This window comes from Jejubacter calystegiae (assembly GCF_005671395.1).
Taxonomy (GTDB): domain Bacteria; phylum Pseudomonadota; class Gammaproteobacteria; order Enterobacterales; family Enterobacteriaceae; genus Jejubacter; species Jejubacter calystegiae.
The window spans coordinates 2,476,633-2,502,318 of sequence record NZ_CP040428.1 but is presented as its reverse complement, the minus strand read 5'-3'; the positions used below and the strand labels follow the sequence as shown (position 1 = coordinate 2,502,318).

The 25,686-nt window shown below is 51.7% G+C and carries 20 protein-coding genes; 3 read left to right on the top strand and 17 right to left on the bottom strand.

What is annotated here, in order from left to right; translation table 11 throughout:
• Nucleotides 1-2: 2 nt before the first annotated feature.
• Nucleotides 3-1,709 (bottom strand): ShlB/FhaC/HecB family hemolysin secretion/activation protein, encoded by a 1,707-nt coding sequence (locus tag FEM41_RS11475; protein WP_138096100.1) that lies wholly within the window; start codon nucleotides 1,707-1,709, stop codon nucleotides 3-5.
• Nucleotides 1,710-2,212: 503 nt separating this feature from the next.
• Nucleotides 2,213-3,472 carry a DUF1479 domain-containing protein gene (locus FEM41_RS11470; protein WP_138096099.1) on the bottom strand — a complete coding sequence of 420 codons (1,260 nt, stop codon included), beginning with the start codon at nucleotides 3,470-3,472 and terminating at the stop codon, nucleotides 2,213-2,215.
• Between the two features lie 391 nt (nucleotides 3,473-3,863).
• Here FEM41_RS11470 and FEM41_RS24515 point away from each other — a divergent pair, with 391 nt between their 5' ends.
• The 3 genes from FEM41_RS24515 to FEM41_RS11460 all read left to right on the top strand — a co-directional run bounded on the left by FEM41_RS24515 (nucleotide 3,864) and on the right by FEM41_RS11460 (nucleotide 6,284).
• Nucleotides 3,864-4,007, top strand: coding sequence for a hypothetical protein (locus FEM41_RS24515; RefSeq protein WP_168198783.1), 144 nt, complete (start codon nucleotides 3,864-3,866; stop codon nucleotides 4,005-4,007).
• A gap of 568 nt (nucleotides 4,008-4,575) precedes the next feature.
• Nucleotides 4,576-5,853 (top strand): PAAR domain-containing protein, encoded by a 1,278-nt coding sequence (locus FEM41_RS11465; RefSeq protein ID WP_138096098.1) that lies wholly within the window; start codon nucleotides 4,576-4,578, stop codon nucleotides 5,851-5,853.
• A complete protein-coding gene (locus FEM41_RS11460; RefSeq protein ID WP_138096097.1) occupies nucleotides 5,853-6,284 on the top strand; it encodes a hypothetical protein in 432 nt (143 codons plus the stop codon). Before FEM41_RS11465 ends, FEM41_RS11460 begins: the two co-directional genes overlap by 1 nt.
• 58 nt (nucleotides 6,285-6,342) lie before the next feature.
• On the opposite strand, the gene FEM41_RS11455 is transcribed toward FEM41_RS11460, so the two are convergent.
• The 15 genes from FEM41_RS11455 to FEM41_RS11380 form a co-directional block, all read right to left on the bottom strand.
• A complete protein-coding gene (locus FEM41_RS11455) occupies nucleotides 6,343-6,804 on the bottom strand; it encodes a hypothetical protein (protein WP_138096096.1) in 462 nt (153 codons plus the stop codon).
• A 133-nt stretch (nucleotides 6,805-6,937) separates the two neighbouring features.
• Entirely contained in the window at nucleotides 6,938-8,296 is a 1,359-nt protein-coding gene (locus FEM41_RS11450; RefSeq protein WP_138096095.1) for a VasL domain-containing protein, read from the bottom strand.
• A 44-nt stretch (nucleotides 8,297-8,340) separates the two neighbouring features.
• Entirely contained in the window at nucleotides 8,341-8,793 is a 453-nt protein-coding gene (tssE, locus tag FEM41_RS11445; RefSeq protein ID WP_138096094.1) for a type VI secretion system baseplate subunit TssE, read from the bottom strand.
• Nucleotides 8,793-9,326: a type VI secretion system lipoprotein TssJ gene (tssJ, locus tag FEM41_RS11440; RefSeq protein ID WP_138096093.1), complete on the bottom strand. Its 534-nt coding sequence runs from the start codon at nucleotides 9,324-9,326 to the stop codon at nucleotides 8,793-8,795. The genes tssE and tssJ overlap by 1 nt, the downstream gene beginning before the upstream one ends.
• Entirely contained in the window at nucleotides 9,304-10,392 is a 1,089-nt protein-coding gene (gene tssG, locus FEM41_RS11435; protein ID WP_138096092.1) for a type VI secretion system baseplate subunit TssG, read from the bottom strand. The genes tssJ and tssG overlap by 23 nt, the downstream gene beginning before the upstream one ends.
• A complete protein-coding gene (tssF, locus tag FEM41_RS11430; RefSeq protein WP_138096091.1) occupies nucleotides 10,356-12,110 on the bottom strand; it encodes a type VI secretion system baseplate subunit TssF in 1,755 nt (584 codons plus the stop codon). Before tssF ends, tssG begins: the two co-directional genes overlap by 37 nt.
• A gap of 33 nt (nucleotides 12,111-12,143) precedes the next feature.
• Nucleotides 12,144-13,739, bottom strand: a complete 1,596-nt coding sequence (gene tssA / locus FEM41_RS11425) for a type VI secretion system protein TssA (protein ID WP_138096090.1) — start codon at nucleotides 13,737-13,739, stop codon at nucleotides 12,144-12,146.
• A complete protein-coding gene (locus tag FEM41_RS11420) occupies nucleotides 13,739-17,080 on the bottom strand; it encodes an ImcF-related family protein (protein WP_241666595.1) in 3,342 nt (1,113 codons plus the stop codon). The genes tssA and FEM41_RS11420 overlap by 1 nt, the downstream gene beginning before the upstream one ends.
• A gap of 110 nt (nucleotides 17,081-17,190) precedes the next feature.
• Complete coding sequence (locus FEM41_RS11415; protein WP_138096089.1) at nucleotides 17,191-18,399, bottom strand: hypothetical protein; 1,209 nt, start codon at nucleotides 18,397-18,399, stop codon at nucleotides 17,191-17,193.
• A gap of 39 nt (nucleotides 18,400-18,438) precedes the next feature.
• The gene (locus FEM41_RS11410) at nucleotides 18,439-18,924 is read right to left on the bottom strand and encodes a hypothetical protein (protein ID WP_138096088.1); all 486 of its coding nucleotides are present in this window, start codon (nucleotides 18,922-18,924) and stop codon (nucleotides 18,439-18,441) included.
• 526 nt (nucleotides 18,925-19,450) lie between these two features.
• Nucleotides 19,451-19,897 carry a hypothetical protein gene (locus tag FEM41_RS11400; RefSeq protein ID WP_138096087.1) on the bottom strand — a complete coding sequence of 149 codons (447 nt, stop codon included), beginning with the start codon at nucleotides 19,895-19,897 and terminating at the stop codon, nucleotides 19,451-19,453.
• Between the two features lie 174 nt (nucleotides 19,898-20,071).
• The gene (locus FEM41_RS11395) at nucleotides 20,072-20,554 is read right to left on the bottom strand and encodes a hypothetical protein (RefSeq protein WP_241666594.1); all 483 of its coding nucleotides are present in this window, start codon (nucleotides 20,552-20,554) and stop codon (nucleotides 20,072-20,074) included.
• Nucleotides 20,555-22,777, bottom strand: coding sequence for a M23 family metallopeptidase (locus tag FEM41_RS11390; protein WP_138096086.1), 2,223 nt, complete (start codon nucleotides 22,775-22,777; stop codon nucleotides 20,555-20,557). It abuts the gene before it with no gap.
• Between the two features lie 111 nt (nucleotides 22,778-22,888).
• Nucleotides 22,889-23,479 (bottom strand): hypothetical protein, encoded by a 591-nt coding sequence (locus FEM41_RS11385; RefSeq protein WP_138096085.1) that lies wholly within the window; start codon nucleotides 23,477-23,479, stop codon nucleotides 22,889-22,891.
• Between the two features lie 10 nt (nucleotides 23,480-23,489).
• Nucleotides 23,490-25,679: a hydroxyethylthiazole kinase gene (locus FEM41_RS11380; RefSeq protein ID WP_338324511.1), complete on the bottom strand. Its 2,190-nt coding sequence runs from the start codon at nucleotides 25,677-25,679 to the stop codon at nucleotides 23,490-23,492.
• Between the last annotated feature and the right edge of the window lie 7 nt (nucleotides 25,680-25,686).

Sequence of the window (25,686 nt, the reverse complement as noted above, 5' to 3'; positions counted from 1 at the left end):
AACTAGTATTGCCAGCTCAGGCTAAAGCCGAGCGTCACCGGATCGGTTTCAAAACCGGAAGGTTTGGACAGCGGTATTCCGGCAAACAGGTCATAGCCGGCGCTTAGCGGCGCGATATTGCCGCGCACCCCAGCGACAGCGCCGGCCAGATGGCGGCCAATCAGGCCATAACCATCGCTGCTGCCGCCCACTTCTCCGTAGTCGGCGCCCAGATAGAACTCCTGCTGCGGCACTGGCGTCTGAAAGATTAGAGTATTTTGCAGATACCAGCCATGGCTGGCGCTCAGGGTGCGCTCTCCGTCAAATCCGCGTACCGTCCAGCGGTTACCAATAGATATCTGATCCTGAGGCGTAAGCGGCGTGGTAGAGGTCTGACGTAGCCAGTTGAGCTGCCAACGAAAACGCTGTTCGCCAATGGCAAACGGCCAGTTAAGCGCCGCACTCCAGGTCAAAATTTTGGCCCGGTCAGTCGCGTAGCCATCGCCTTCTCTCAGCTCTTCATAAGCAGGCATGGCGCCAAACCAGCGCACGCCGCGCTGAAAAGTGACGCCGCCATCCAATGTGGCGTTGCCGATGTAGTGACGGTGATTAAGCCCCAGTTGCCAGGCGCTGGTGCGCCGACGTTGCACTTCCACTTCGGTATCATTGATAAAGTTGCGGGTTTCACGCCACAGCACGCCATAGCGCAGGGTGGTTTTACTGGCGCTCCCACGCTGAATCACCCGGCTCAACCCGGCGTTCAGGTTTTCGCTTTTACCAGAATAGCGAATATCACCGGCCTGCCCGGCCACGGTCTGAACGTAGTCCGATTTACCGGCGTTAATATCAAACAGCCAGTATCCAAAAGGCACCGAATAGTGGCCGCTCAGGCTTTTGGTCTGTTTTTCGCCCTTAAAGCCCAAATCATGGGTCGCGGATACATACAGCAGATCGCTAAGCGCCAGAGGATTATCCAGCGCCAGCATCATTCCGCCCTGATAGCGCCCGGTGCTTTCGGTTCCGGAATCATCAAGCCAGGCATTGACGTGCCAGAGCCGTTGCTGACGACGGGAGATAACGACATCGCTTTCGCCTGGTTTATCGCCCGGCACAATCTCCATACTGGCCTCTACCACCGGCAGGCGCTGCATATTTTCCAGCCCCTGCTCAATGTCGCGCAGATCCAGTAATTTCCCCTCCCGAGCCGGCATCGCGCTGTACAACAGGGCGCGGGCGTCGGAACCATCGGCATAGCGGACATGGCGAATTCGCCCGGGCACCAGAGTCAGTTTCAACTCGCCGCTACGCAGATCCTGCTGCGGCGCCAGCACTCGCGAAGTTACCCAACCGTGCTCGATCAGACGGTTCTGAATACGGCCCATTAGCTGGTTGATGCCGTTAACCCCCAGGCAGCGTCCTACGCCGCCATCGGCAATGCGCTGGAGCGGTAGCCAGTGGGGAAAAGCCTCGCCGCCTGTCAGGCTAATGCGCTTTAACGTAAAACAGGGAGATTCTTCGGGGAAAGGGCCATCGACATCCGGCAATGTCTGCTGCAAATGAATATCCGGCGCCCGGGGCGCGAGTTGTTCTTCCACAACGTCGCGCTGAGTGCGTTGATGTTGCTGCTGTTGGTTAAATATACGCTCGTCCGGCGCGGCCGCTACCTGAAATGCCATCAGGATATAAATAGCGGCGCTATATTTTCGCACAAGTGTGCAGGGCTGCCCCATTTTTCTGCTTCCTTGTAGAAAAATTTGATGAAAAAAGATGTAGTGTCATTTTTACAGGAAACGTTTTAACTCTCCCGGAAGGAGCGGTCAAGTATTACACCGATAATTTATTGCATGGACTGCCATAAGTCTAAAAAAATGAAAATAACACCAGGTCACTATGCTGCCGTTCGTTACTTAAGAACAACGATAAAAATAAGATTTTTCTCCACATCAAATTGATGTGAACATCATTGCGTCTTTTTCATATCAAATAGTTTCCACTAAAAAGTTATTAGATTAAGTTACATAAAAAACTCACACTCAACCAAACACCAAAACCAGAAAAAACCTAAACTATAAATAAGTTACAGGATTTAACTCACACATCTCTCCTGACCTCTTCCATAAACACTTATCAGAGACCATGTTATAAACAAAAAGATTATACAGAAAAATCCTGGTCCTTTTTCACCACAGCAGACGCCTGTATGAATAACAGGCATCCGCCATACCGGGGTTCATTACATGCCTAATCCCCGACTCCCGATTTCATTAATTTTCCCGGCGGTAAAGCGCCCTTCCCACGTTATTTCATAATCCTCAGATGGAAAATCCGCAGGTGAAGCGCCGCGTTCAAAAGCTTCCCGTACCCGTTGCGCATATTGCCCGTTTTTCTCGCACATGGGCGCCACGGGAATATACATCACATTACCCCACCCCCGCTGATTTTCCACTGGCGCTACCGCGTGTATCAGATCGCAGTGCCACCACACCGAATCCCCGGCCTGCAGGGAAGGGATCGAACACAGCCCGTTAATCAGGTGCGGATGCCACTGTGCCGACACCGGCAGCACTTTGCCCGGCGCCACGCCGCACAGTTCATCTTCCGGTACATCGCTCAATAGCGGACGCAGCAGGATATACGCCATCGCCAGCGGTGTGGGAACCACGTGCAGCAACCCCTGCCCTGTTTCCATATCCGACAGCGCCGTCCAGCCCTGGAAGGTACGAAACGCCGAACAGGTGGTGGTATTCTCCATCTGATATTCATCCGCCTGCGGTCGCCATGCGGCATTCCAGGGATCGTACTCCGCCAGCCGACCGTCAAAGATACGGGCAAACACCTTCTGATATGCGGGCGACAGCCAGCGCTCCAGCGCTCCGGAATCGGTATGCGCTCCCAGCCCCTGCGAACAGGTACCCGGCGGTCGCCTGCGAATCCGATCCGGATAAATAATATTATTATCCGGGTCAAACCAGCGCCCCTGCGGTGATTCGAAAGTCCAGAGACGGTTAAGGGAAGACTGTACCCGGGCAATGGCCGGGCTCTGACGCGCCAGCATCTGCGAGGGGGACCAGTAAATGGGGAAGATCTCCGGTCTGGATGCCGCCAGTGAGCCAAAAAAATCATCCCCCGGCCCCCGGTACTGCCGATCGAAATGGTTATCGTCCAGATAGTCCATCATGGCCTTGTCTAACGCCCGCGCCTGCTCCCGGGGAAATGTCTGGCGAACCACCACACAGCCGCGCCGCTGGATTAACGCTTTCTGCTGTTCAGTGATACCGCCTTCCATAAGCTGCTGTTGCTCGATCTCAGGCCAGGCGCTGCCGGTTTCCGCTTCCTGAGCCCGGGCATCGGCAATCTCCCTTTCAACGACAGCGCATACCTGTTCAAACAGGGCCTCCACATCTCCTATTTGGGTGCGCAGCGCCCGCTTCATCTCGACAATATTCTTTTTATAATCAACAGGTAATACCGATGACGCGAATGAATAATCCATAAACACCTCCGGGGTAACGCCCATAAAACCTTCAAATGAAAGCATGACACATTTCATTCACAATAAATTAACCCTAAAAATAGCAAAGTCTTCCACCGCCGTTTTAGAGCAGGTTCACGGTTTTGCGCCACTGTTAAAGAGGAAATGATGAGTAAATAATTGAGGAACAGAAATGTTTCCAGATAGCATAATAAAATCAGTAAGATAGTTATCACACCCGCTTATCATGGAGAAGCGCTGGCATAGGGACGATATAAAATTAATTATTTTCAATAAGATATGATTATTCGCATTTTATAAAAGAGGAAGTCAATCGGTTAAAGTCATCAATATATAAACTCCCCTTTTATCGCCATACTGAGGCTACAGAAAACGACCAGGGAGACTCAGTATGAACGGCCGCACCGTACGCCACTTCTACCAGCGTTATTTCACCGCCACGGCTCGCTATAGCACGCGTCTGTTCCGCTGCATGACGCCCACCCGTAAGACGGAGCTGCTGGAGTTCCTGATGCAAACCCATTTGAGAGAGTGAGCAGGGCGATCGCTGGTTATTACGCTCCTGCCCATAAAAAAACACCCCTGATAACGCCATGCTCCTGCTCAGGAGGATTATCAGGGGTGTTTTTTATATCGCCACGGAAATACCGGACACTCTAAGGGTGTATCGATGTTATTCGTCTGCCAGGAGGTTCTGAAAAAATCAACATCACACGGCTTAATCCCACAGATCGCGCCCCCGGACCAGGTTCAACTTGTTCGCCATCATCCAGACCGCGCGCTCGCTTCGTCCAGAAAGGCCAGGATTTTGCCATCAGACAACATCCTGACACTGCATATCTGTACCGATTGTATCAGTCCGCACCAGGATGAATTATTTTACGGCGCAGTTGCCTGCTGTTTTATCAGCATATAGCGATTCAGTAACTGATTAATGTGCATATAGACCTGAGGTTTAGCGGAGGTGTCAGTCTCCAGAGCGGACACTGTAGTGACCAATATTACTTGACCACTGCACTTTGGGGATGACTTGCTATTCCGCTCTTTATCAACGGGTTCAGTATGATATGATGGATTTATAGCCACTCCATGACTGAGGGATTATGGGAAAGGGATATTTTCTTTACGACAGAGATGAAACAACCTGCGGTGGCCGTATTCTCGGCGGGGCTCCTGATGATACCTATATGGGCAGACAGCGAGTCCGGGAAGGTGATCCAGTGTCATGCGGGAAGTATAAGGGAACCTTCCGGGTATGTGGCGGAATGGGTGATACCTGGTCCGTCGGCGGCGCCCCCCTGCAGTGGGCTGGCTCTATAGAGAGTTTCAGCTCCTGTCCCTGCCGGGCCCGTTTTATTCCGTCAATGCTCACCGACACCTATGACTATAACTGCAATAAAGGGCTGGCGGTTCAACGGGAAAAGAGCGCGGAAAAAAAACAACAGGCAGCCCTTCTGCCTGCTTACCTGACCGGGGAAAAAGCGCCCTCCGGATTTGTTCCTGATTATCCTGTGTTACGTAATACCCATGATTTTCCGGATGAAGCCCTCCGAGCTCTTCTGCGGCAAAATAATCAGGATGTGATGCTGCTGACGCTTCCTGAAGCGTTTGAAGTTCTCTCCTCATGGGGAATGTGGAAATCAGGCTGGGTCAGCATCACTGAAACGGAGGCTGGCCAGTTCGTGGTTAACTACGGCGTGAATATCAAGGATGTAGTCACCACATCCATGGTTATCAGCCAGCTGGGAAGTTTTGGTATCAAAGCCACAACCTACGTCAACCACAAGGGCACAGAGCTGATTAAGATTAGCGGCTATCCGGGGATCAGAAAGATACTCAACGCCCCTGTGTTTGCTGCAAAGAATCCCAAAATAGTCGATTTGGGTATCGGGAAATATGGTTTAAAAAATGCCATTATCAGCGGTGCCCGTTTGACGTTCTATGTAGCTGCTGCATACCGGACGGTGGATTACATACTTAACGATGAGACCTCACTGGCAAAGTTTTTGGGTTCGCTGGCGACAGATGCTATTAAAATAGGTATTGTAGCCTCCATTAGTTGGGGAATAGGTATAGGGATGGCAGCTATTACCGGAATTGTTGCCATTAATTTAGGCGCGGTAGTCATTGTTAGCTTTGGGGCTGCTCTGGCGTTACAGTCTCTGGATGAAAAATTTGGTATCACTGACAAACTCGTCATATATCTGGAACACTCACAACAGGAGTTTGTGGAAAAATCTCGCGAAATCGAAAGTGGATTGTTGGATTTGGGGGCAATGTTTACCGATAAAATGCTGGATAAAGGAAGAGAGGTCTTAGTAAGCGAGATAAGAAAATACATTCGTGAAAGAATACAAGATATAACTCCCGGGGTCCTTTAATGAATAAATTAACATTACGCGAGAGATTATCAGCGGCGTTCGTTTTACTGTCCACCCTGCTCATACCCGGCATCTGTACATACTTTTCCTTGAATGACATCGCAGTTTATTTCTCCTACCCTAAAACACTCACTTTCTCTTATTTTACGATTTTCAGCTTATTAAGCTTTATTATATTTTTACCAATTACATCCTTATCCATCCATCCCGTATTCAGAGGAAAAAAATCCTCTAATAATTTCCAAAAAAAGGTGGGGGTAACAATGCTTGTCGCAGCGATATTAATAACAACAACCACCATCATATTTAATGCATTTTACTTAAATCGCATATCAGCAAAAGGATATGTCGCCTGCAAAGGCATTCCTGTTGGATGGATGCCCGGCATGGCAAAAAAATATGCAATCAACGAGTCACTATGCCATAAATAACAATACAGACACTGTAGCTGATGTATTTAACCCACAATACAATCCTGCCGATCACTAATTACTTCTTTCTACACAAAGTTAAATCAAGAGCATACCGGGTAGCTCCACCACGTCCGGGTGTATACCCGGACGGAATACCAGAACAGCGGACATATCCACGACGTTCCATTTCATGACTGTAGATTAAATAGACACAAATCTCAACGGGGATCCACCCCACCATGATGGCAAACATGCCTTTAATGCACACTTCGTTAAGTCTACTGGAAGCTTCTTTTTTAAAAAAAACGGGCGGCACCAACATTATAATAAAAAACAATATAAAAACAGGCATCAGTAAAACAAAAACAATACCATGTTGAAAGGTAATGACAGGTGGCCAGGTCATCCATTCAGATAAAATATCACAGGCCATAAAAACACTTCCAACGTCAATTACAACCATCACTAAAATGGCAACAACTCCTGTAATCCTGCGTTTAACAGGCCAGGCATCAGATGAAGCATTTTTTCTTTTCATAACAAACAGGCTTTAATTATTATTTATCACAAAGAAGTGTCGCAATCATTAAACTTTAACCACACTATAAGAAGGTATACCCCCATGGATATTATTATTTCTGCAACACCATGATGAATGTGTTATTCGGCCATTATGGCGTAGACAAAGGCGCCTCCTCTTTTGCCTTCGTCAGCAGAAAATAGCTGGCCTGAAGCTGCTGAAGCCGTAATTCAGCCTGGCGCTGGCGGGCGGCGGAAAGTGCGCTATTGTCATGGCTGTCCTTCAGCTGACGCAGCATCTCCTCTGCCGGAGGATTCTGGTTAAAATCCTGAACTATCGAAAATACGGCTGATTTCAACTCGCTGACGGTCATATATCCGCCCCGTTTCTCATCCAGCCCGTTCAGTCGGTCGGTCAGGCGCTGTAGTTTACTCATACCTTCATGCCAGCCATTCAGGGCCGTTTCCGGCAGCGCACCGGCTTCCGTTTGCTGCCGCCACGCATTGCTCATCTGCATCACCTTCTGATTGTCCGGCCACAGGGATTCCGCCTGAACAACCAGCGCCTGCGCCTGCCGTAATGACCAGTCCGGCGCCAGAGCTCCCAGCCACGCCAGTTGCTGCTCTGTTTTTTCAACCCAGCGCTGTTCCTGCCCCATCACCGACGATGACGCTTTCAGCATTGAAAGCTGCTGCGGCGACTTCGGATCAGGCAATGACACCAGCCCCTCCGCCAGTTGCCGGCTGGCGCTATCCGGCATCTGCCAGTAATGCCAGCCGGAGAATGACGCCAGGACGACCGACAACGCACAGGCCACACCGACGATAAATGGCTTCAGCGTGCCATGCTTAGACGTCAGCGCTTCCACCGGGGCCTGCTCTGCTGGAATCACCCAGACCATCCGATCATTCTGCACTGGCTGGGCTGGAGACGGCTCAACCAGCGCCTGGGGCGGCAGTACGATATCCGGGCAGTCTTGCTCCTGATGCGGCTGATTCTCCAGCCGGAAAATCGCCTGCTGCACCTGATGGCGAAGGCCTTCACTGGCACTACTCTGCTGTAGCTGATGACGGGCCAGCGCCTCACGCAGCGCGGCCAGCAGTTTCTCGCACTGATACAGTTCAGGTAGATCGTCGCGGCTGTCCAACGCCAGCGTCCGCATCACCTTTTGAAGTCGCTGAAACAGACCGCTGATAATGGTGGTCCGGGCGTGGGGGTCCCGCGGCCACGCCAGCGACCACTGGCGGGCGATAAGCGCTTCCAGTATCGCCAGTCCTTCATTTAATCCCGGCAGCCCAACGATATGGGTACGCGCCAGGGTGTACCACGCTGCGGTCTGCAGCTCCACGCCGTTGTGTTCAAACAGTATCAGGCAGCACTTTTCAGCAAACGACCAGTCCACATCCGGACGAGCCGGGTGACTCAGTTTGGCAATCTCATCACGCAGCGCGCCATAATCCGGAAGCTGACGCGGATCGCCGCCGGTCTTCAGAGGCTTACGATTATTCACGGGGTATTATCCATCAGACTGGAGAATCAGGGGAACACGGTGATTCACACCATGCGGTTATCAAGAAACTGCTGCTGCTTCAGATGGCGGATAAGCACCCGCCCTTCCGGCATAAATTCAGTGCCGTAGCGCACCAGACCCACGCCTTTCAGCTCGGCGTCGATGGCGTAACGCAGCTCGCCGGGCATCGATTGTTCCAGCATCACCACCTCAATGCGTTTCAGGCGCGGCTCATATTTCAGCAGCACGTCAGAGAACGTGGTCATCAGCTGATGCGCCGTACCGGGCATGCCCTGTAAAATTTTGGTCATATCCGGCAGGCCGTAGTCCGGCAGATGCGCCAGAGTACCGGCGCGACAGTTGAGGATGCGCTGCATATTGTCCAGCACCGACAGGATCACCTGGTTTTCCTCGCTGACCTGATGCAGATCCAGACCGCCGCTAAAGTTGCCGAAGAGGGTTTCGTAGAGGGAGGGGGCGTTATGATCGTGGGACATTATTTTTTCTCCGGCAATAGCGTCAGGCCATTGCTCCCGGCTTCCAGCACCCGCGCTTTATCCGGCTCCAGCTCATTACGCTCCAGTACCAGCTTCCAGTTATCCCTGCCCATATCCGGCTGGCGAAAAAGTCCCACCACGGCCACATACGCCGCCTTCTCATCCATAGGCATATCCAGAATGGCGGCGTTGCCCGGTTTCAGGATCACATCGCGACTGGCCAGCAGGTCACCGGTCAGTAACGTCTCGTCCTCTTTCAGCAGTTGCTGGTAGACCAATTTGTCAAAGTCGGCACGATCCCGCAGTTGATAAACCCGGAGAACCAGCGGCTGGGCGCTGGAATTGCTCTCCCGGGCATCGGTATTCAGGGCCTCACGCCCCACAAAATCGAGGTGCAGTACTTTGATTTGTTTATAGAAAACCGCGCTAACGGCCGATTTTGCGCCATCAGTCACACTCTGGGTCAGACCACAACCTGACAGCCCCAGCGCCATCAGCGGCAATACGAATTTAGTCAAACTGATACGTAACACGTCGTGCTCCTTTTGTACTGGTTGCGGGCTGAAGGCCGCTGTAGCAACCCAGTTCCGTGGTAAAGGTTTGCGGGATGTCATTATCAGGCGGGCTTCCCTCTTCCACACCCAGTACGCCGCTCATTCCCAGCCAGAACGGGGCTTCACCCAGCGCGGGCACAGGCAGCAAACGGGTACTGACGGTCAGCCTGATACGGGCCTTAAAACGCCAGCCCAGATAAACCCGCAGCATCACCATAAAGTCCTGATACAGCTGGCTACCCGACATCCAGCTTCCTGCTTCCCGATCGCAGTCGGTGGTCAGATCAATGAGCAACTGGCTGCTGGTATCCATCACCTCGTCGCCCAGAACCCCGTTCCCGTCCAGTAAAAAATCGTCTCCGCTCTGGAATCCCAGCGGCTGACCAACGGAGACCGGACGCAGACAGTAGGGTCTGACGCACACCCGGGTTTGCGGCGCCAGCAGATGAACCAGCGCCTGCAGCCCTTCCTGAGTTTTTCCCGGCTGGCTCAGTACCCCCAGCAACGCCAGAAAACGCGAAACCGGCGTGGCGATATGGTTGGCCGTGCCCGGAATACCCAGCCCCACCAGCCCCAACAGCGACTGCGATATGGCGTCCCGCCCCCCTGGCTCGAAAGTGGCCGGGTAGGAGTACTTACGCCAGATCCGGTAAAACTGGGTCAGGATGCGGTGGTTAAAGATATCGAGGAACCCCTGCAGCGCCTCATGCCCTTCCCGTCCCTGCGCAATATCATCCAGATACGCGGTCGGCAATGGCGAATCGACGCCATACAGCCCCATAAAGGTGGTACGCACCCGTGGCGCAGCTGTCTCATCCTCGTCGTCATAGTCAACGGCTTTCAACTCGCTGGCCGGGAAGCCCATGCCCGGATGGGGAACCAGTCGTACCGGGTCGTCCTGCGGACGGCTGGTTGTCCCCAGAGGTGGGCACTGCGGCTGGCTCTTTTCCAGTAACTGGCAGAAGCGGTAAAAATTTATCCGCGTCAGGTCCGCTTCCAGCCGGGGATTCAGCCGGGAATGCGGCGGTTGTGCTTCTCTTCCCATTCCAGACGTTCTCCGGTCGGTTGCAGAATAATAATCAGGCGGTTAAACAGATAAATATCGGTATACAGGGCAAAGAAACGGCTCAGCATTTCGCCAAACAGGCAGATATCCCCATGCCCGGCGAAACCGTGGCTGTCGAGCGTGACCTCAATCTGTACGCCACGCAACAGATGCCCCTGTTCAAAACGTTCCGTTTCACTGTGGCAAACGTCGATAATGGCCTCCAGTCGACGGCGGTTCATCTCGCTGTGGGTCCATTCATACAGCGCCAGGGTGCCACGCAGGACTTCCGCGTTATCCATCATCGACAGGAAATTACTGCCCAGATGGCTGAGTACCCGCCAGTGGAAACGGTCCCGATCCGGCGGATAACAGGGCAGCGTGGGGGCGCACAGGTTACGGACCCGAATACTGGCAGAGGTTGTTTTCATCACCGTATCCAGCACGGTGCTTTGCAGCGCCCGGCGCGGTAGCTGGCCGTTGGTGCCGGTCAGGGTGAGCGACAGGCTTTCATTATCCGGCACGGTATGGTTATCAAAGGCTTCGCCGCCAAGAATCAGCCAGGTGTTATGCAGCCCGGACGGCCCGCGCCGCACCCGGGTGTGGTAGTAGTATTCGGGCGCATCGTGGCGCAGCATGCCGCCCTTATGGCGGAAGCTGGAAAACGGCACGTAAGTCTGGCCACTGGAAGAGAGCACCGAATCCACCGAATAAATTTCGGTATGTCCGTCCTGAAGGCGCATCGGACGCAGAAGATATTCGGTCTGCAGCGCGCTAAGCGTCAGCGGATCGGATTCCAGCGGGAACAGGTTAATCACCGGCACGCAGTTCAGGCGCAAATGCTTTTCACTGAAGGTGAAGTCATGCTCCCAGCGCGTTTCCAGCACCACCTCTACCTCAAACCAGGGCAGTTGCTCCGGGAAGTTCACCCCATCCAGCCCTTTCAGGCCAACGAACATAAACTTCTCGCGGAAGGTGAAGTACTCAAGCAGCAGCTGATAGCCGCTGAAGCTGCTACTGCCTTTCGGCCACAGACTGTCGTCGTCACCAAACCCCTGCGCGGTAAAGTAGCCTTCCAGTGGCCGTCTGTCGGCATCGCCCGGCAGTCGCAACCACATACGGGCGACATTCATGGTAAAGACTTCATGCATGGCGCAGGCCAGCGGCGCATCGGCGTTCAGATAGAGCGAAATCTGGCTTAAGTCGATGCGACTCCAGTCGGCAAGCCCGCTGCAGGCGAAGCGCAGCTTCACCACGGAGCGACCGTCCGGATCGGTGGTTAAACGCACCTGCTCCAGCGACAGCGGCTGGAGCGCCATCTCGCGGGTGGTGGTGTAGCGGCAGCGGGTCTGCTTTTCGCCAATGGGCTGCGACAGCACCTCAAAGCCTTTGGCGATGCGCATCTTCTCTTTCATTTCGCGCCAGTCCGGCGTGAACTCCACCACCGACATCGACGGAATGGTACGCAGGTAATGCGGCCACAGCAGACTGACCAGCCCTTCGGTCAGTTCAGGCAGGTCATCGTCCAGCTTTTCCCGCAGCCGCCCCATCAGAAAGGCAAAACCTTCAAACAGGCGTTCAACGTAAGGGTCGCGCGCTCCGGATCTGTCCAGCCCCAACATGGCGGCGCGTTCAGGATGCGCCCGGGCGAACTCTTCACCGGCTTCAAGCAGGTAGCGCATTTCAGCGTCGTAATAACGCAGGGTTAAGTCATCCATAAGTACCTGGAGTAAAAGTGAATTCAGAAAAGGTTAACCGCACAGCACCGCGGCGCGGGCCGGGTCGATGGCGATAAGTCCGGAAAGTAGCCGCTCCATTTCTGGCTGTAGCCGGTTTTTGTCTGCCTCACTGCGGGCCGCTCTGGTGCGCAGCAGCTTCAGGCGTCGGGCTTTGACTTCGAAGATGATCTCCGGTGACCACTGGCTGAGAGTCAGATCACGGGCGCTGCCGTCCAGCTCGCCCAACAGATGTAAGGCCATCTCATTACGCCCATACTGCTCCGCCACCCTGGCCATCAGCAGCCGCAGCAGCCAGCGCTCCCGGGGAGAAGCCAGGCCCGGTCTGGCCTGCAGCCAGCCCAGCGCCGCTTCGAATCCATCGCTGTCGGCCCGGGCCAGCACTTCCGGCTCCAGACTCAGAATATCGTCGTCCGCAGGCGAAACCGCGTTAACCGGTTCATCATGCCAGGCGCCAGGAGAGTCCAGCACCTGCTGGCTTATCCAGCCCAGCGTCACTTCATCGGCAAAGGGCGTGCCGTCATTAAACGCCAGCGCCTCCAGCCCCGGCAGACGCGTCAGCAGCCCCCGCAGGTCATGGCTGATAATTTCCGCCCTGACCGCATCACCATCGGTTTTCTGCAGCGCCTGCCAGATGTACCACTGCACATCCAGCCACAGATGGTTAACACCCTGAGCGAACAGGCTGTCTGCCTGCTCCAGCAGCTCCAGCCAGCTTTGCTGAAGGTACAGGCGTTTCAGATGGGCCCGGTGGTCGGGCTTGGGGGGAACCAGGCGGGTACGCCCGCTGGCGTCCAGCGGCGGGAGCTCCGTTAAGGTATCCCAGCGCACGCTTTTTATCAGATGATGCCCGGCCAGCCAGCCTCCGGGCTGGTCGCGCAGATATTTGGCCAGCATTCTGGACTGATCGAGCAGATCGCGCCCCGATTTCACCGTACTGGCAACGGGGACGTTATCGCTGGCGGAAAGGGTTCCCGCCTTCTCCTCGCGACTGGTCTGGGGCACCAGACTGTCGGTACCACCGCTCTGCGCCAGGCGTGTTTCCAGCGCCTGGTAAAGCGCCGAAAGCTGGGGGCGATTTGCCTCATCCGATGACGCCTGCGCCTGTTCTGCCAGCAGTAATGCCCCGGTAATGCGGCGCATCATGGCCGGATCGACTTCCGGGTACAGCGAGAGACTGTCGAGTACCCGACTGCTGCCCAGCCACTCCAGCGCACTTTTGCGACTGCGTTCGCGCTGTGGATGTAGCTGAGCGCCAAAGCGCTGCATCATCCCTGCCAGCAGCGTCAGCCCCTGAGCCAGCCCCTCTTCGCCGTCCTGATGCAGACGCGCCCAGATATAGAAGGTGACCACCCGAATATCTTTACTGGTCTGCGTCAGCAGCTTCTCAGCAAGCGTACAAATCAGTCCGGTATCAATGCCGGAGAGCTGATTAACCTCTTCCCTGATACGTTGAAAATCGTCATCGTAGCCGGGATCTTCCCCGGCGGGCGCCGCGTCGCCGAGCGGCATCAGCCAGCGTTGCCACGCGTTTACATCGGATTGCGCAAGCTGTAACAGCGTCTCTTCATCAGCCTGACAGGCGGCAATCAGGCTCTGTAACCCGGCCATTATTCCACTCCATCCATATCAATATCGTCCGTTTCCCGGGCAAGGGCCTGAGCGGCAACCCCGGCATCCACGCTGAAAATCTGCGCCGGCAGTGTAAAATGGCGCAGCTGTAACAGCGCCAGCGGCCCGTTGCCCAGTTGAGTACGCAGCACCCACTGCAGCATCCTTCCATCCGGCGTGGTAAAACTCATCATCCACTGACTGTTGTCCAGACGCTGGCGTTTCCCCTGCTCCAGCCAGCGGATAAAGCCCCAGGTGCCGCTGTAGTCACCAAACAGCCGGGTACCGGCACGGGTGGTGCTCCAGGTCAGCATGGTGCCGGGTTTATAGGTCTCACCCGGCCAGCGAAGAGCCTGCCATTCCGCCATCTGGTTAAAGTAGCGCAGCTTCTGGCCATCAATAGTGAGATTGGTTTCCACCACGTCAGGCGTGGGCCTTGCCTGCAGTTCAAAACTGATGCCCTGACTGCCGTCGGTAAACAGAATATCTGACAGCTGGCTCAGTTGGTTAACGGCCTTGAGGAAGGCCGGATTAAAGGTCAGTCCCTGGCTGTGGGTTTTATCCACCACCCACTGGCTGCCCTCTTTATGCAATACCCCGCCCAGTTCAAGGATCAGAAAACGTTCGATACGTCCGGTATCCTTGCGGATGAACTCCGCCAGCATCGCCAGCGACGCTTCGCTGTGACTTGCCGCGAACGGGTAACGGCCGTTAAAGGCGGTATTCCAGTTACTGACGACGGCCCTGCTCCACTTATCGTTCAGACTGGCGGCTGAAGGTTGCAGCACGGTTTCCCAGGCCTGGCTCAGGGGCTGAACAAACATCGTCTGCCCGAACCCGCTCCACTCCTCGCCCAGGCTGGCGGCAATAAGACTGCCATACTGTTGGGTATCGGTCAGGTCGACGCTTTTGCCCTGAAACACCGTCTGCGCCAGGGTCTGCATCATCTCCTGCGGATCGGAGGCGTTAGCCACCTGCTGCAACCGCAGACGAACCCGGGTAATCCGCGTCAGATACGTCTGCAGGCTGAGACTGCTGTCGGCCGCCATCACATTGCCGGCCGGATTTTTGCCCATCAGGCTCAACAGCGGGCCGAAAGTGCCATCCAGCGGACCAACAGGCCCCGTAGCATGCTGGTCGATGGCCGGTTTATCCCGGGTGCCAATAAGCTCTTTAGCCGATTTTATGATGGAGTCAGACAAACCCGCACCCTGCTGGCCGGTTTGCCCCTGCCACGCCAGGGTATTCATCAGGGCGATCAGCGGCGACTGGCGTACGTCACTCATCAGGGTTAACTGGTCGGTCACGTCAGCAATATTTTGCGCCGGCACCCAGTGCAGGCTGTTCAGAAAACCCAGCCAGCTGCCGGCAAAATCAGCGAAATAGCGCTGCGTCAGACGGGCCTTAAGGGCTTCCGGCGAGATATCAGCTGATACGCTCTGCCGACTGTCGCTCAGTACCCAGTCGATCTCATCGCGCCGGGCGCTGGCCGCTTTTTCGATAGCCTTCTGAATCCCCCCTTCCCATGCCTGGCGGGTGAACATGCCGGGCACCACCTCCTGGCTTTCAAACAGGCGACGGGCATCGGTACCGCTGGTCATATCTTCAAGCGAGACATCCGCAAAGTTGCGGCGCACCGACTTCAGCATATTCTCATACAGGGTACTTTCGGCATTGCGGCGCCCAATCTGCTGCAGCAACACCTGACGGCTCTGGCTGACCAGGGCCGTATCCGGTTTAATTTTCCACTGCGGCTGATGGGGCAGTTCAGCGATATAGAAGGCCCACAGATCCGGCGCCAGGCTCTGCCACAGTCCGGTGGAGATCCCCGGACGCTCAGGCTGCGTCGTTTTCAGGGTCTGTGCATAGAAGGCGGCATCCGCTTTATCCGGACGCGCCATCATCAGCCAGGCCTTCAGTTGATCGTATCCCGGCTTCGCCAGCGCTGCCCGCCCGGAGCTGTTGGGCGCCGAGTTCACCAGTTGCGTCAGATGCCTGACCAGGGCTTCACTGGCCGGATCGCGGATCAGGCGGTTATTCGCTACCCCGTACCAGGGCAGCATGGCGGCGAGCAGCGGATGATTATGATTCAGGCCAAAGCGCAGATACCAGGGCGCCCCTTCCCGGATCTGATGCTGAAGGCGACCGGCGTCGTTACGCAGCTCATGCAGTGCGGTCAGCTGTGCATCCGATACTGCCGGTCCTGCGACCAGCGCGTGGGCTTTATCGGCCACCGTCACAATCTGCTGACGGTTGGCCACAAAAGAGAGCAGCATACCCACGCCCCACAGACCAATAAGCGCCATCAGGGTCACAGCCAGGGTATGCTCCCAGGGCATGCCGACCCGGCGACCGCGGGCGCGGGGAAGATCGTTCAGAACACCCTGCCAGGCGTCTGAGAGCGTCAGGGCATGCTGATGCAACGCCGGAAAGGCGTTTTCCTTTGTCTCTTCACCGCTGTTGTTTTCCGGCAGGCTGAACATCAGGCCGCGCAGCACAACGCGCTGCTGCGCGCCATGCAGCCAGGGCGTCAGCGCCTTTTTCCAGCGCTCGCTACCGCCCTGCTCCAGCTGCTGCGCCAGACGCAGCAGGAAATCAAAGGCGCGGTTTTCCGCCACCTGGGCCAGCCCCTGCTCGCGCAGCTGCGGTCGCAGTCCATCGAGGGCCGTGGCCACATCATCCGCCACCGCCCGCGCCGCAAGCGTAATTCCCACGGCCTGAGATGCACGCCCTTCCTGCGACCAGTCACTTTCACCCAGTTGCCACAGCCAGACCGGCGGTTGGTAGCGCAACAGATCGCCAATTTTTTCCAGGCTGCGCAGGTCGCTGTCGCTCAGTTGCGGCGTCAGGCTCTGCTGCGCATCCAGCACCCGGATAATGCCATCCAGCGGGCGGGTGCGGCGCAGCCTGCGCAGGGCGGTGTATTTCTCAGCGTCAGGTTCGGCTGAGAGGGGGCCGCCGTAAATCAGTACCGTGCGGTGGCCTTCGAGCCACTGATTTTGCTGTAGTCCGGGCACCAGTTGTTCAATCGCCGCGTCATCGCCGGTGACCAACAGCAGGCGGACTTTGCGGCGCCAGAAGAGGGTGTAGCGTGAGCGGAGGTGTTTTCCTATCCCGCCACTCAGCGAGAGTGCGGCAGACGGCTGTTTTTCGGCGTCCTTTTTCCGGGGAGGCTCATCATCCCCTCTGACGCTATCCACCATGGCGTCAAAATGCTTGCGGCCGGCGCCACGCACAGCCAGCAGCAAAAAAATCGCGGCTATAAAGGTACAGGCGGTGACACAGCAGCCCGCAATCAGCCAGTAGATCTGCCGCGAACTGCCTTCAGTCAGACCGGCCATATCAGGCCGCCGCCATATCACAAGGGTCATGGCGCATAGCAACGCCAGAAAAGCAACGGTAACAGCAAGGTAACGACCTTCCGTTGTCCGGGGAAAAAGCGCTGTAAGCCTCACGAATCCTTCTCCTTTCGGTACGCTTCCGGGGTAACAAGCGTGCTCCACAACTCATCCCGGTGAATATCGCCACAGATAATCATCTGCGGCCGTTGAATATCCTGAGCTGCCTGTACGGCAGCGGCCATAGCCAGCCAGGGAGCCGCCGCGCCAGCCTGCCCTACGGTGCTGTCGGGCGTAATAATCTGTTCATCTCCAACCGCCTGCGTCGGATACGCGCCCTGATGAGACGCCACCTCCGCCTGCTGCTTCTGGTTCAGGCCTGCCAGCCAGAGGTGCGTGACGCTGTCGCCATCGACCGGGACGTTGTAGGCAGCCATCCGCATACCGGCCTCAAGCTGGCCGGGTAACGCCGGATCGGGGCGATGAAGTAACGCGATGGCAGGCAGCGTTTTCTGTGTCAGGCGATTGCCCAGCAGTAACGCCACCGCGGCCTCTGCGCTGTGATCCGTCTGTTCTGGTGCCACCTGTAGCCCGATAATCAGTAACAGAGACTCTTCCCGGATACGGTGATCCAGCCATGCGTCCAGAAACGCGGGGCCGCGACAGGGGATAAATTCCACCGCACATGCCAGCTCACAGGCCTGGCGGGCATTTTCCCAGGCCTGATTAACCACGTCCGGCTCGCAGGAAGTGGAAGCGTCAAGGGCCACCACCAGGGATGTGGTATCAGGGAGATCCGCCAGGGATAAATCCTCGATCAGCTGCGTCAGCACACGCTGGACAGTGGCATCCGGCTTTTCATCCGGCTCCGCCTCAATACGGCTCAGACGCTGCCCTTTATTGCCCTGCCAGTCGGTCTGTGCAGCCATGATGGTCTGATGGGCAAGCATCGCGGCCACAATCTCCTCACGGGTGTTTTCAGGGTGCCCGGTGACGAACGACACGCCCAGTACCTGCATGGCGCGCCGCGCCCTGCGGGTTTCATGTAAAATCCACGCCTCGCGCCGCCGGTCAAAACCATTCGCCGCGATATCCCGGAGCATCCAGACAAGCAGACGCCCGCCGGCAGCGATTCCCCAGATAATGGCCGGGGCGCCCAGCGCGATATACCAGAAATGATTCCCTTCAACGTAGCGGCCAAACACCCGCATCAGGATCACGCTGACAGCCAGCATCAGCGCCAGCGCAACAAACCAGCGCGATGCTTTGAGGGGTAAAGGCCGGGGATGAACAGGAGGGAGATTTTTAAGTGAATACACCATGTGTTTACCCATTCAGGGAGTAATGACTGCAATTAAATTTTATGGATATCGATTAAATTCCCATGAGCTATTTTTATCGCAAGATTCAAAGTTATCATCATTACTTGCATCAAATTCCCCACCGATACTTTCCAAATCTCCATTGACAACATCCATAATAAAACCACCACCGCTACCAATGTAAATCCCCAGACCATTATTCAGATAATCAGCATCAAAAACTCCAGAACTCAACCCTTTCTCATAAATCTTATAACCATCATTAATATCGACTAAAGCAACCTTCGTATCCTGGGGATTCCCTTCATTAAATTCTTTCGGTTTACCCCATACAATGAACTTATCCCCCCGACAATTAACTTTATATCCGTTAATGACAAAGTCGAAGTTAACATGCTCAATCCCTTTCTCATCAGAGAGATCTATACCATCATTCCCTTTTAAAGAAATAGCACCAATGGTTGAACATGCGCAAACAGAGAAAACGAAACTAAAAAACAACAAATTCGTTGACATACTGGTCATAATATTTCCCCTGCAAGGACTGAACGAAATCAGACACTATTTCGAGCAACTACCCAGGGTAATTTACTTTAGTATTCGACGAGGCATAAGACATGTTTTGGGAGTGTTGTCATCAAAAAATGTATTAATAAGGTTAGAGCCATCAACCTGAACATTCACAAAATCATCTCCACATGTTGATTTTATCTCGTAAAACCCATTGATTTTTGAAGAAAATAAAAACACCCTGAATATTTTATAACTTCCCATTCCTTCATCAAGATGCCACACACTAAAATCCTTTTTCCCGTCAAGATTATAGTCTTCAAGTACGACATGATTTTTTTCTCTGAGTAAACATCAACCTCTTTAACATTAAGCAACGTATCATTATTAAAAACAGAAACTTGCAAAGAATCATTATCCTTCAAATGAATCCGGGCAGAGATATTTTTAGATGCATCGACAGTAAAATCTAAATCATCACAAGCAAAAACTAACGTAGTAAAAAAAAACAAAAAAAAGAACAACGATCTCATAAAAACCTCTAGGACTTTGTCAGATCAACAATAACACGAGATTTTCTGGTAGGACTTACTCTAACAGATGCGCTAACATTTAAACCATCCAGCAGATATAGCTCAATGAATTTTGAATACGCTTGCCTTTCATAATACCCATTAGTTCCTCCATTAACCAATCGATTGACCAATCCTACATTATCTGCTGTAAAATCACCATCCGCTATTCTATTTATGGAAATTTTACGCCTGTGCACTTTCGAAACCCAGTAAAAACCGCCAGAATCACAAGAAGTGTACTTATCTTCTGCCACTATATCAGGGTCATATCTTGGATACCATTGAAATAACTCTCCGCCATCGTTCGGATTAACAGAGTATGTTGCTTTTGCACAAAAGTAAAAGCCGTATTCACCAGCAAACACAGAGTGTGAAATAAAAAACAACAAAGTAATAATAACACGAATTAACATAACAACTTCTTAATTTTTTCTCTATAGGTCTGAAATCAATACGCCATTCGTTTACTTATTTTAACGTCATACCCGTGAGTGATTCTTTTCGGTTTAATGACCAGGGATAACTTACCGCCTAATTGTTCAAGCGAGGCATTACCGTCGAACAGTTGTTGGCATTTATGCCTTCTATCATTTGATTTTGAGAGAAAGATAGACTTTTTTGTAATCATTAAACAGAGATGAGTCACCTCTACCAATGAAAAAATAAGATATTTTCTTCGGTAAGTTCACCTCTGCCTGAAAACACTGATCAGTATGATATCCAGCATCATCTTTGTACTTACATGAAACTATTGCACTCATAGCAGTAAATTCAGATGTAATATTTACATCTGCAACAACAGGAACACCATCAGTAACTGCCTCCCATTCCCCGTCATCATTCACTGTAAAATAATCACTTTCATCTGATGAAGTGTCTTTACATACCTTAAGGTAATCAGATTCATTTACGCGCTGCTTCATAACAAAAAGACAGCCATTTTTTTTACTGACAGTCCAATCAGCCGGGATATTGAAAATAACTTCATCAAAGGAAATAAGGTTATAAGCTCCGCTACTATAACTTAAACCAGAAAATAACAACAAAAAAAACAGTAGAATAGTTCTCATTCAATCATCTCCCAGAATAGAGTATGCATGTTTCGTTGACTGAAATCGGCGCCCAAACGAGGGTTCATCCCATCTGTTGATTATCCTACTAACAGCTCTTGAACTATCACGACCAATCCCCACATCTGCTTTTCGTAGAACGCCTTTCTTTGCTACGAACAACCCCCCAGAATCAATACAATTATAAGGTATTGTCGATATTTCCTGAGGGTTATCAATTACAGGAACTCTCAGCCGGGTAGGATTTCGCCACCAATTATTATCATAATCCGTACGAAGCAACCATCCTCTATAGACCCAATAATCTGTATAATTAGCCAGGCCGGTTAGCTGTTTAAAACCTCGCCCGCGAAACTTCATCCCATCGCCAACACGTGATAAGTTTGAATCAATACTTGCTTTTTGAGGAGAGGTTAACACCGGCCTGCTTCTTGAATCTCTACCAATAACGACGGTCAAGTGACGATTTCTTGAATCTCGTAAGTCACTTTTAGTCACATTACCCAGATCATTACCATCACGCTCATAATTGAAAAAATAGCCATACGTATCTTTTGGATCTGCATAATAACCACTGGACTCATCTGCAAATGAAGGATGTTCAGGATGACGACTAAATGAAACTGTTCCCTCAACCATAAGGTTCAAATTCTGTGATTCAATTGCACCCTGCCCCAGAAAATGAGCCGATCGCACTGGTTTATTCATACCATATTTAACTAATATAGAATTCAAAGAAGTACGATATTTCTCTCTAATGGTTTCAGATGTTGTGGCATAAACTCTACTTAAATCTGTCTTATCTAACCATATACATTTTCTAAAGTGCTCGACAAATTCAACCGGATTAAAATGCCACAGCCTTCCTTTTCCCAGCGCTCCTGAATCAAAACACAGCGCTTCTGCGTGTTGCTTAAATTTGTCATAGTCTTCCTCACTCATTAGCGTTCGTTCTTTGGATTCCTGCGACCCGGGAACCTGCCATATGGCCGTTTTTTCCGGCGTACACTGCTCCCAGGGCAGACCAGTCACCAGCCATTTATACCTGGCATCTATTGTGCTTTTTTCCCACTCGAATGGTAAACAGCAGATAAGCCTGTTGCTTTGAGCCTCAAAACTGCCTTCTTCCTGCAACTTTCTGATGATCGCCGAATTACACTGGCTGTGAGTATCATTGTCATCATCAACCAGAAGCCATCCCGTCCAGTGCGGAAAGTCAGCGTCACTAAACTTTTTAATACTGGAATCAGCAAGATTGACCACCCCTTTTCCACCCGGGTAACTGACCGTCATCCATAATGGCGCATCTGCCGGCACCAGCGTTTCATGCCCGGTATTGATTACCCGCCCAAAACGAAGCAACTCAAATCCAGCACTGGGGCTTTCCTTATAATTCCGCATCGCGGTTTTATAAAGATTGTATTCGTAATCTTTACCATCAACGTTAACCAGCGGCTCGCCCAGCAGATCATACTTCCCGTCAATTTGCGTATTTTTTTGCCGGGTCACCATCGTACAGTTGCCTTGTGCCAGGGTCATGCTGACATACAGAGGCGTACTGCTGGTATACAGCTCAGAAAGCCCGGTCAGGGAAGTACTGTTTTTTGCGGGTGCTTTATCGTAAAACGTTGTTCCTGCTGGCAGATAAAAATGGATATCACCGTAAACCGCATCAGTGCGACCATCTTTCGAAATATCCAGCTCCTTCGTTTTTCGCCCTGTCAGTTTACTGATGTTGTTATCATCGCAGAAAACCTGGAAGTGAAATTCATTCCCGCCGTCAGTCATTCCGGAAGAGCCAAGCGGGTCTTTCCGGTAAATTTTGGCGTCAGCTTTTATCTCTGCTTCCAGAAACTTCAGATGCATATACAGAGAGTAAAAAACGACCTTACTGTCCTCTCCGGAACCAATTTCCGTCTCATGCTTCAATAAAACATAGCCATCATCCGTTCCCCTGACAGGGGCATACTTCAGTGGAAACTGGTCTCTTTTCTCTGGTGGGGAGGGCTTGCGAAACGATACGATCGTCCCGTCAGCGATTGCCCTCACTTTCTCCGGCGTTGTGCCTGCATCCGTATGCAATATATGGATCCCCCCATGCCAGGACTCTGATGCATTGAGGGGATATCCCCGGCGAGCATTGACAGGCATCATCGCTTCAACCCAGCCTGCGTCAGACTGGGTAGCATCTTTGTCTCTCAGAAACGGAGGACTGATGATCATAAACAAACTCCCTGTCCGCTAAAAATGAATTGACGTGTTCGATGACACTGGCATTCAGTGTGAAACTAGAAATCAAATTTACCAATCACTTTTCTAAATCTCTTCACATAATCACCAATTTACATTCATTGATTCAAAAAGCAATTCAACCTTTTCGATAAATAAAATCCTGTCTTCCTGCGAGCACTTTATTGGACTGGAGCCATATACCGCCGCATAATTATCTTGCGAGTAAAAGTATATATCTCTAACGACGCTTATTGGCTTGCTATCTTTATCCTCAAAGACAATATCAGAAACAACAACACCACCATTACCTTTCGGGATGAACTTTATTTTCACGACTGGATTTAACGCTTCAATGTATTTATTTTCCTTACTCTGACTCACAATATCATGTATTGTACTTTTTAATTCATTTTTATCATATCCATATGCCTTTCTTGATTCATCCCATGTCAGATAGCTTGCTCCACCAGTTGGGCTTGCCTCTGAAGTAAGGTTGAATGTATCATTTATTCCTTTGTACTGAATTGGAACTGGTTTATCACGGCATTCGGAATTAGAAGATGCCTTTTCAATAACCTGATAATTAAACTCTCCAGTATCGAACTCTATGGTCTTACAAAAATCAATATTTTTTGCATAGACACTAATAGCAGCCCCCATTGCAAAAATGGAAACCAAAAATTTAATTTTCACGTTTATATTCTCAGCTTAAAAATTTAACGTTTTTATTTGGGGAAACACTATCATTTAAAGCGTAAAATGCGTGTTCAAAACAAGGCCATCGAATACTATCCAATCCATTACTCCCACCATTAACGCACTTAGTTACCGCCTTGACTTCCCCATAGGTAACCCCCTGATCTGCCCAATAATTTATACTCAATGCCCCCCAGTTAACTAATTTATTATTTTTCATTTTCATTCTTTGTTTCTGGATCCAATAGAACCCGCCTACATCACAGCAATAGTAAGATGAGGTGATTAAATTTTCCGCACCCTCTGCGCTTATGAACTTCGTACTATCGCCCTTATACTCACCATACAACGTATAGTTAGTTCTGCCTGTAAGCTGTATAATCCCACGACCTTTAAATTTAATACCGTCTCCAACTTGATTGTTACCAAGTTTCCTCGCAAGTTCATTTTTGTTTTTATGCTTTAAATCGAACTCAGGTTCGTATTTATCAAAGTACGAATTTTTTCCTTTCTCTTCACATTCTCTCACACGGCCCGTTTCGCAATAGATTTGCGATAAGAAATGAGTAAGTCTCATTGTGCTATTTACCCCGCAACGCCTCATTATCAATGCAAGGTGTTTTCTCATTTCCGATGGTCGAATTATTGCTCCTGACGATTTTTCTTTCTCTTGATTTAAGTATTTAATAACTATTTTTTCCGTCAACCGCCCTTCTTCCCTTAATGTAGATTCATTCTTTACAGTTTTTCTGATCGTTCTAATAAAGTCTTGTTCACTTAGCCACCCACATTTCCTGAAATGCCGGATAAACTCCGCCGGATTAAAATGCCACAGCCTTCCTTTTCCCAGCGCTCCTGAATCAAAACACAGCGCTTCTGCGTGTTGCTTAAATTTGTCATAGTCTTCCTCACTCATTAGCGTTCGTTCTTTGGATTCCTGCGACCCGGGAACCTGCCATATGGCCGTTTTTTCCGGCGTACACTGCTCCCAGGGCAGACCAGTCACCAGCCATTTATACCTGGCATCTATTGTGCTTTTTTCCCACTCGAATGGTAAACAGCAGATAAGCCTGTTGCTTTGAGCCTCAAAACTGCCTTCTTCCTGCAACTTTCTGATGATCGCCGAATTACACTGGCTGTGAGTATCATTGTCATCATCAACCAGAAGCCATCCCGTCCAGTGCGGAAAGTCAGCGTCACTAAACTTTTTAATACTGGAATCAGCAAGATTGACCACCCCTTTTCCACCCGGGTAACTGACCGTCATCCATAATGGCGCATCTGCCGGCACCAGCGTTTCATGCCCGGTATTGATTACCCGCCCAAAACGAAGCAACTCAAATCCAGCACTGGGGCTTTCCTTATAATTCCGCATCGCGGTTTTATAAAGATTGTATTCGTAATCTTTACCATCAACGTTAACCAGCGGCTCGCCCAGCAGATCATACTTCCCGTCAATTTGCGTATTTTTTTGCCGGGTCACCATCGTACAGTTGCCTTGTGCCAGGGTCATGCTGACATACAGAGGCGTACTGCTGGTATACAGCTCAGAAAGCCCGGTCAGGGAAGTACTGTTTTTTGCGGGTGCTTTATCGTAAAACGTTGTTCCTGCTGGCAGATAAAAATGGATATCACCGTAAACCGCATCAGTGCGACCATCTTTCGAAATATCCAGCTCCTTCGTTTTTCGCCCTGTCAGTTTACTGATGTTGTTATCATCGCAGAAAACCTGGAAGTGAAATTCATTCCCGCCGTCAGTCATTCCGGAAGAGCCAAGCGGGTCTTTCCGGTAAATTTTGGCGTCAGCTTTTATCTCTGCTTCCAGAAACTTCAGATGCATATACAGAGAGTAAAAAACGACCTTACTGTCCTCTCCGGAACCAATTTCCGTCTCATGCTTCAATAAAACATAGCCATCATCCGTTCCCCTGACAGGGGCATACTTCAGTGGAAACTGGTCTCTTTTCTCTGGTGGGGAGGGCTTGCGGAACGATACGATCGTCCCGTCAGCGATTGCCCTCACTTTCTCCGGCGTTGTGCCTGCATCCGTATGCAATATATGGATCCCCCCATGCCAGGACTCTGATGCATTGAGGGGATATCCCCGGCGAGCATTGACAGGCATCATCGCTTCAACCCAGCCTGCGTCAGACTGGGTAGCATCTTTGTCTCTCAGAAACGGAGGACTGATAATCATGTTTTGA

Bases quoted from the DNA above. Each gene is read 5' to 3' on its own strand.
- tssG (WP_138096092.1), bottom strand. From the start codon at position 10,392: ATGGGAAGAGAAGCACAACCGCCGCATTCCCGGCTGAATCCCCGGCTG.
- FEM41_RS11465 (WP_138096098.1), top strand. From the start codon at position 4,576: ATGGGAAAGGGATATTTTCTTTACGACAGAGATGAAACAACCTGCGGT.
- FEM41_RS11410 (WP_138096088.1), bottom strand. From the start codon at position 18,924: ATGACCAGTATGTCAACGAATTTGTTGTTTTTTAGTTTCGTTTTCTCT.
- FEM41_RS11390 (WP_138096086.1), bottom strand. From the start codon at position 22,777: ATGATCATCAGTCCTCCGTTTCTGAGAGACAAAGATGCTACCCAGTCT.
- FEM41_RS11395 (WP_241666594.1), bottom strand. From the start codon at position 20,554: ATGAGAACTATTCTACTGTTTTTTTTGTTGTTATTTTCTGGTTTAAGT.
- FEM41_RS11400 (WP_138096087.1), bottom strand. From the start codon at position 19,897: ATGTTAATTCGTGTTATTATTACTTTGTTGTTTTTTATTTCACACTCT.
- FEM41_RS11460 (WP_138096097.1), top strand. From the start codon at position 5,853: ATGAATAAATTAACATTACGCGAGAGATTATCAGCGGCGTTCGTTTTA.
- FEM41_RS11420 (WP_241666595.1), bottom strand. From the start codon at position 17,080: ATGGCCGGTCTGACTGAAGGCAGTTCGCGGCAGATCTACTGGCTGATT.
- FEM41_RS11415 (WP_138096089.1), bottom strand. From the start codon at position 18,399: ATGGTGTATTCACTTAAAAATCTCCCTCCTGTTCATCCCCGGCCTTTA.
- FEM41_RS11470 (WP_138096099.1), bottom strand. From the start codon at position 3,472: ATGGATTATTCATTCGCGTCATCGGTATTACCTGTTGATTATAAAAAG.
- tssE (WP_138096094.1), bottom strand. From the start codon at position 8,793: ATGTCCCACGATCATAACGCCCCCTCCCTCTACGAAACCCTCTTCGGC.
- tssF (WP_138096091.1), bottom strand. From the start codon at position 12,110: ATGGATGACTTAACCCTGCGTTATTACGACGCTGAAATGCGCTACCTG.
- FEM41_RS11475 (WP_138096100.1), bottom strand. From the start codon at position 1,709: ATGGGGCAGCCCTGCACACTTGTGCGAAAATATAGCGCCGCTATTTAT.
- FEM41_RS11380 (WP_338324511.1), bottom strand. From the start codon at position 25,679: ATGATTATCAGTCCTCCGTTTCTGAGAGACAAAGATGCTACCCAGTCT.
- tssA (WP_138096090.1), bottom strand. From the start codon at position 13,739: ATGGCCGGGTTACAGAGCCTGATTGCCGCCTGTCAGGCTGATGAAGAG.
- FEM41_RS11455 (WP_138096096.1), bottom strand. From the start codon at position 6,804: ATGAAAAGAAAAAATGCTTCATCTGATGCCTGGCCTGTTAAACGCAGG.
- FEM41_RS24515 (WP_168198783.1), top strand. From the start codon at position 3,864: ATGAACGGCCGCACCGTACGCCACTTCTACCAGCGTTATTTCACCGCC.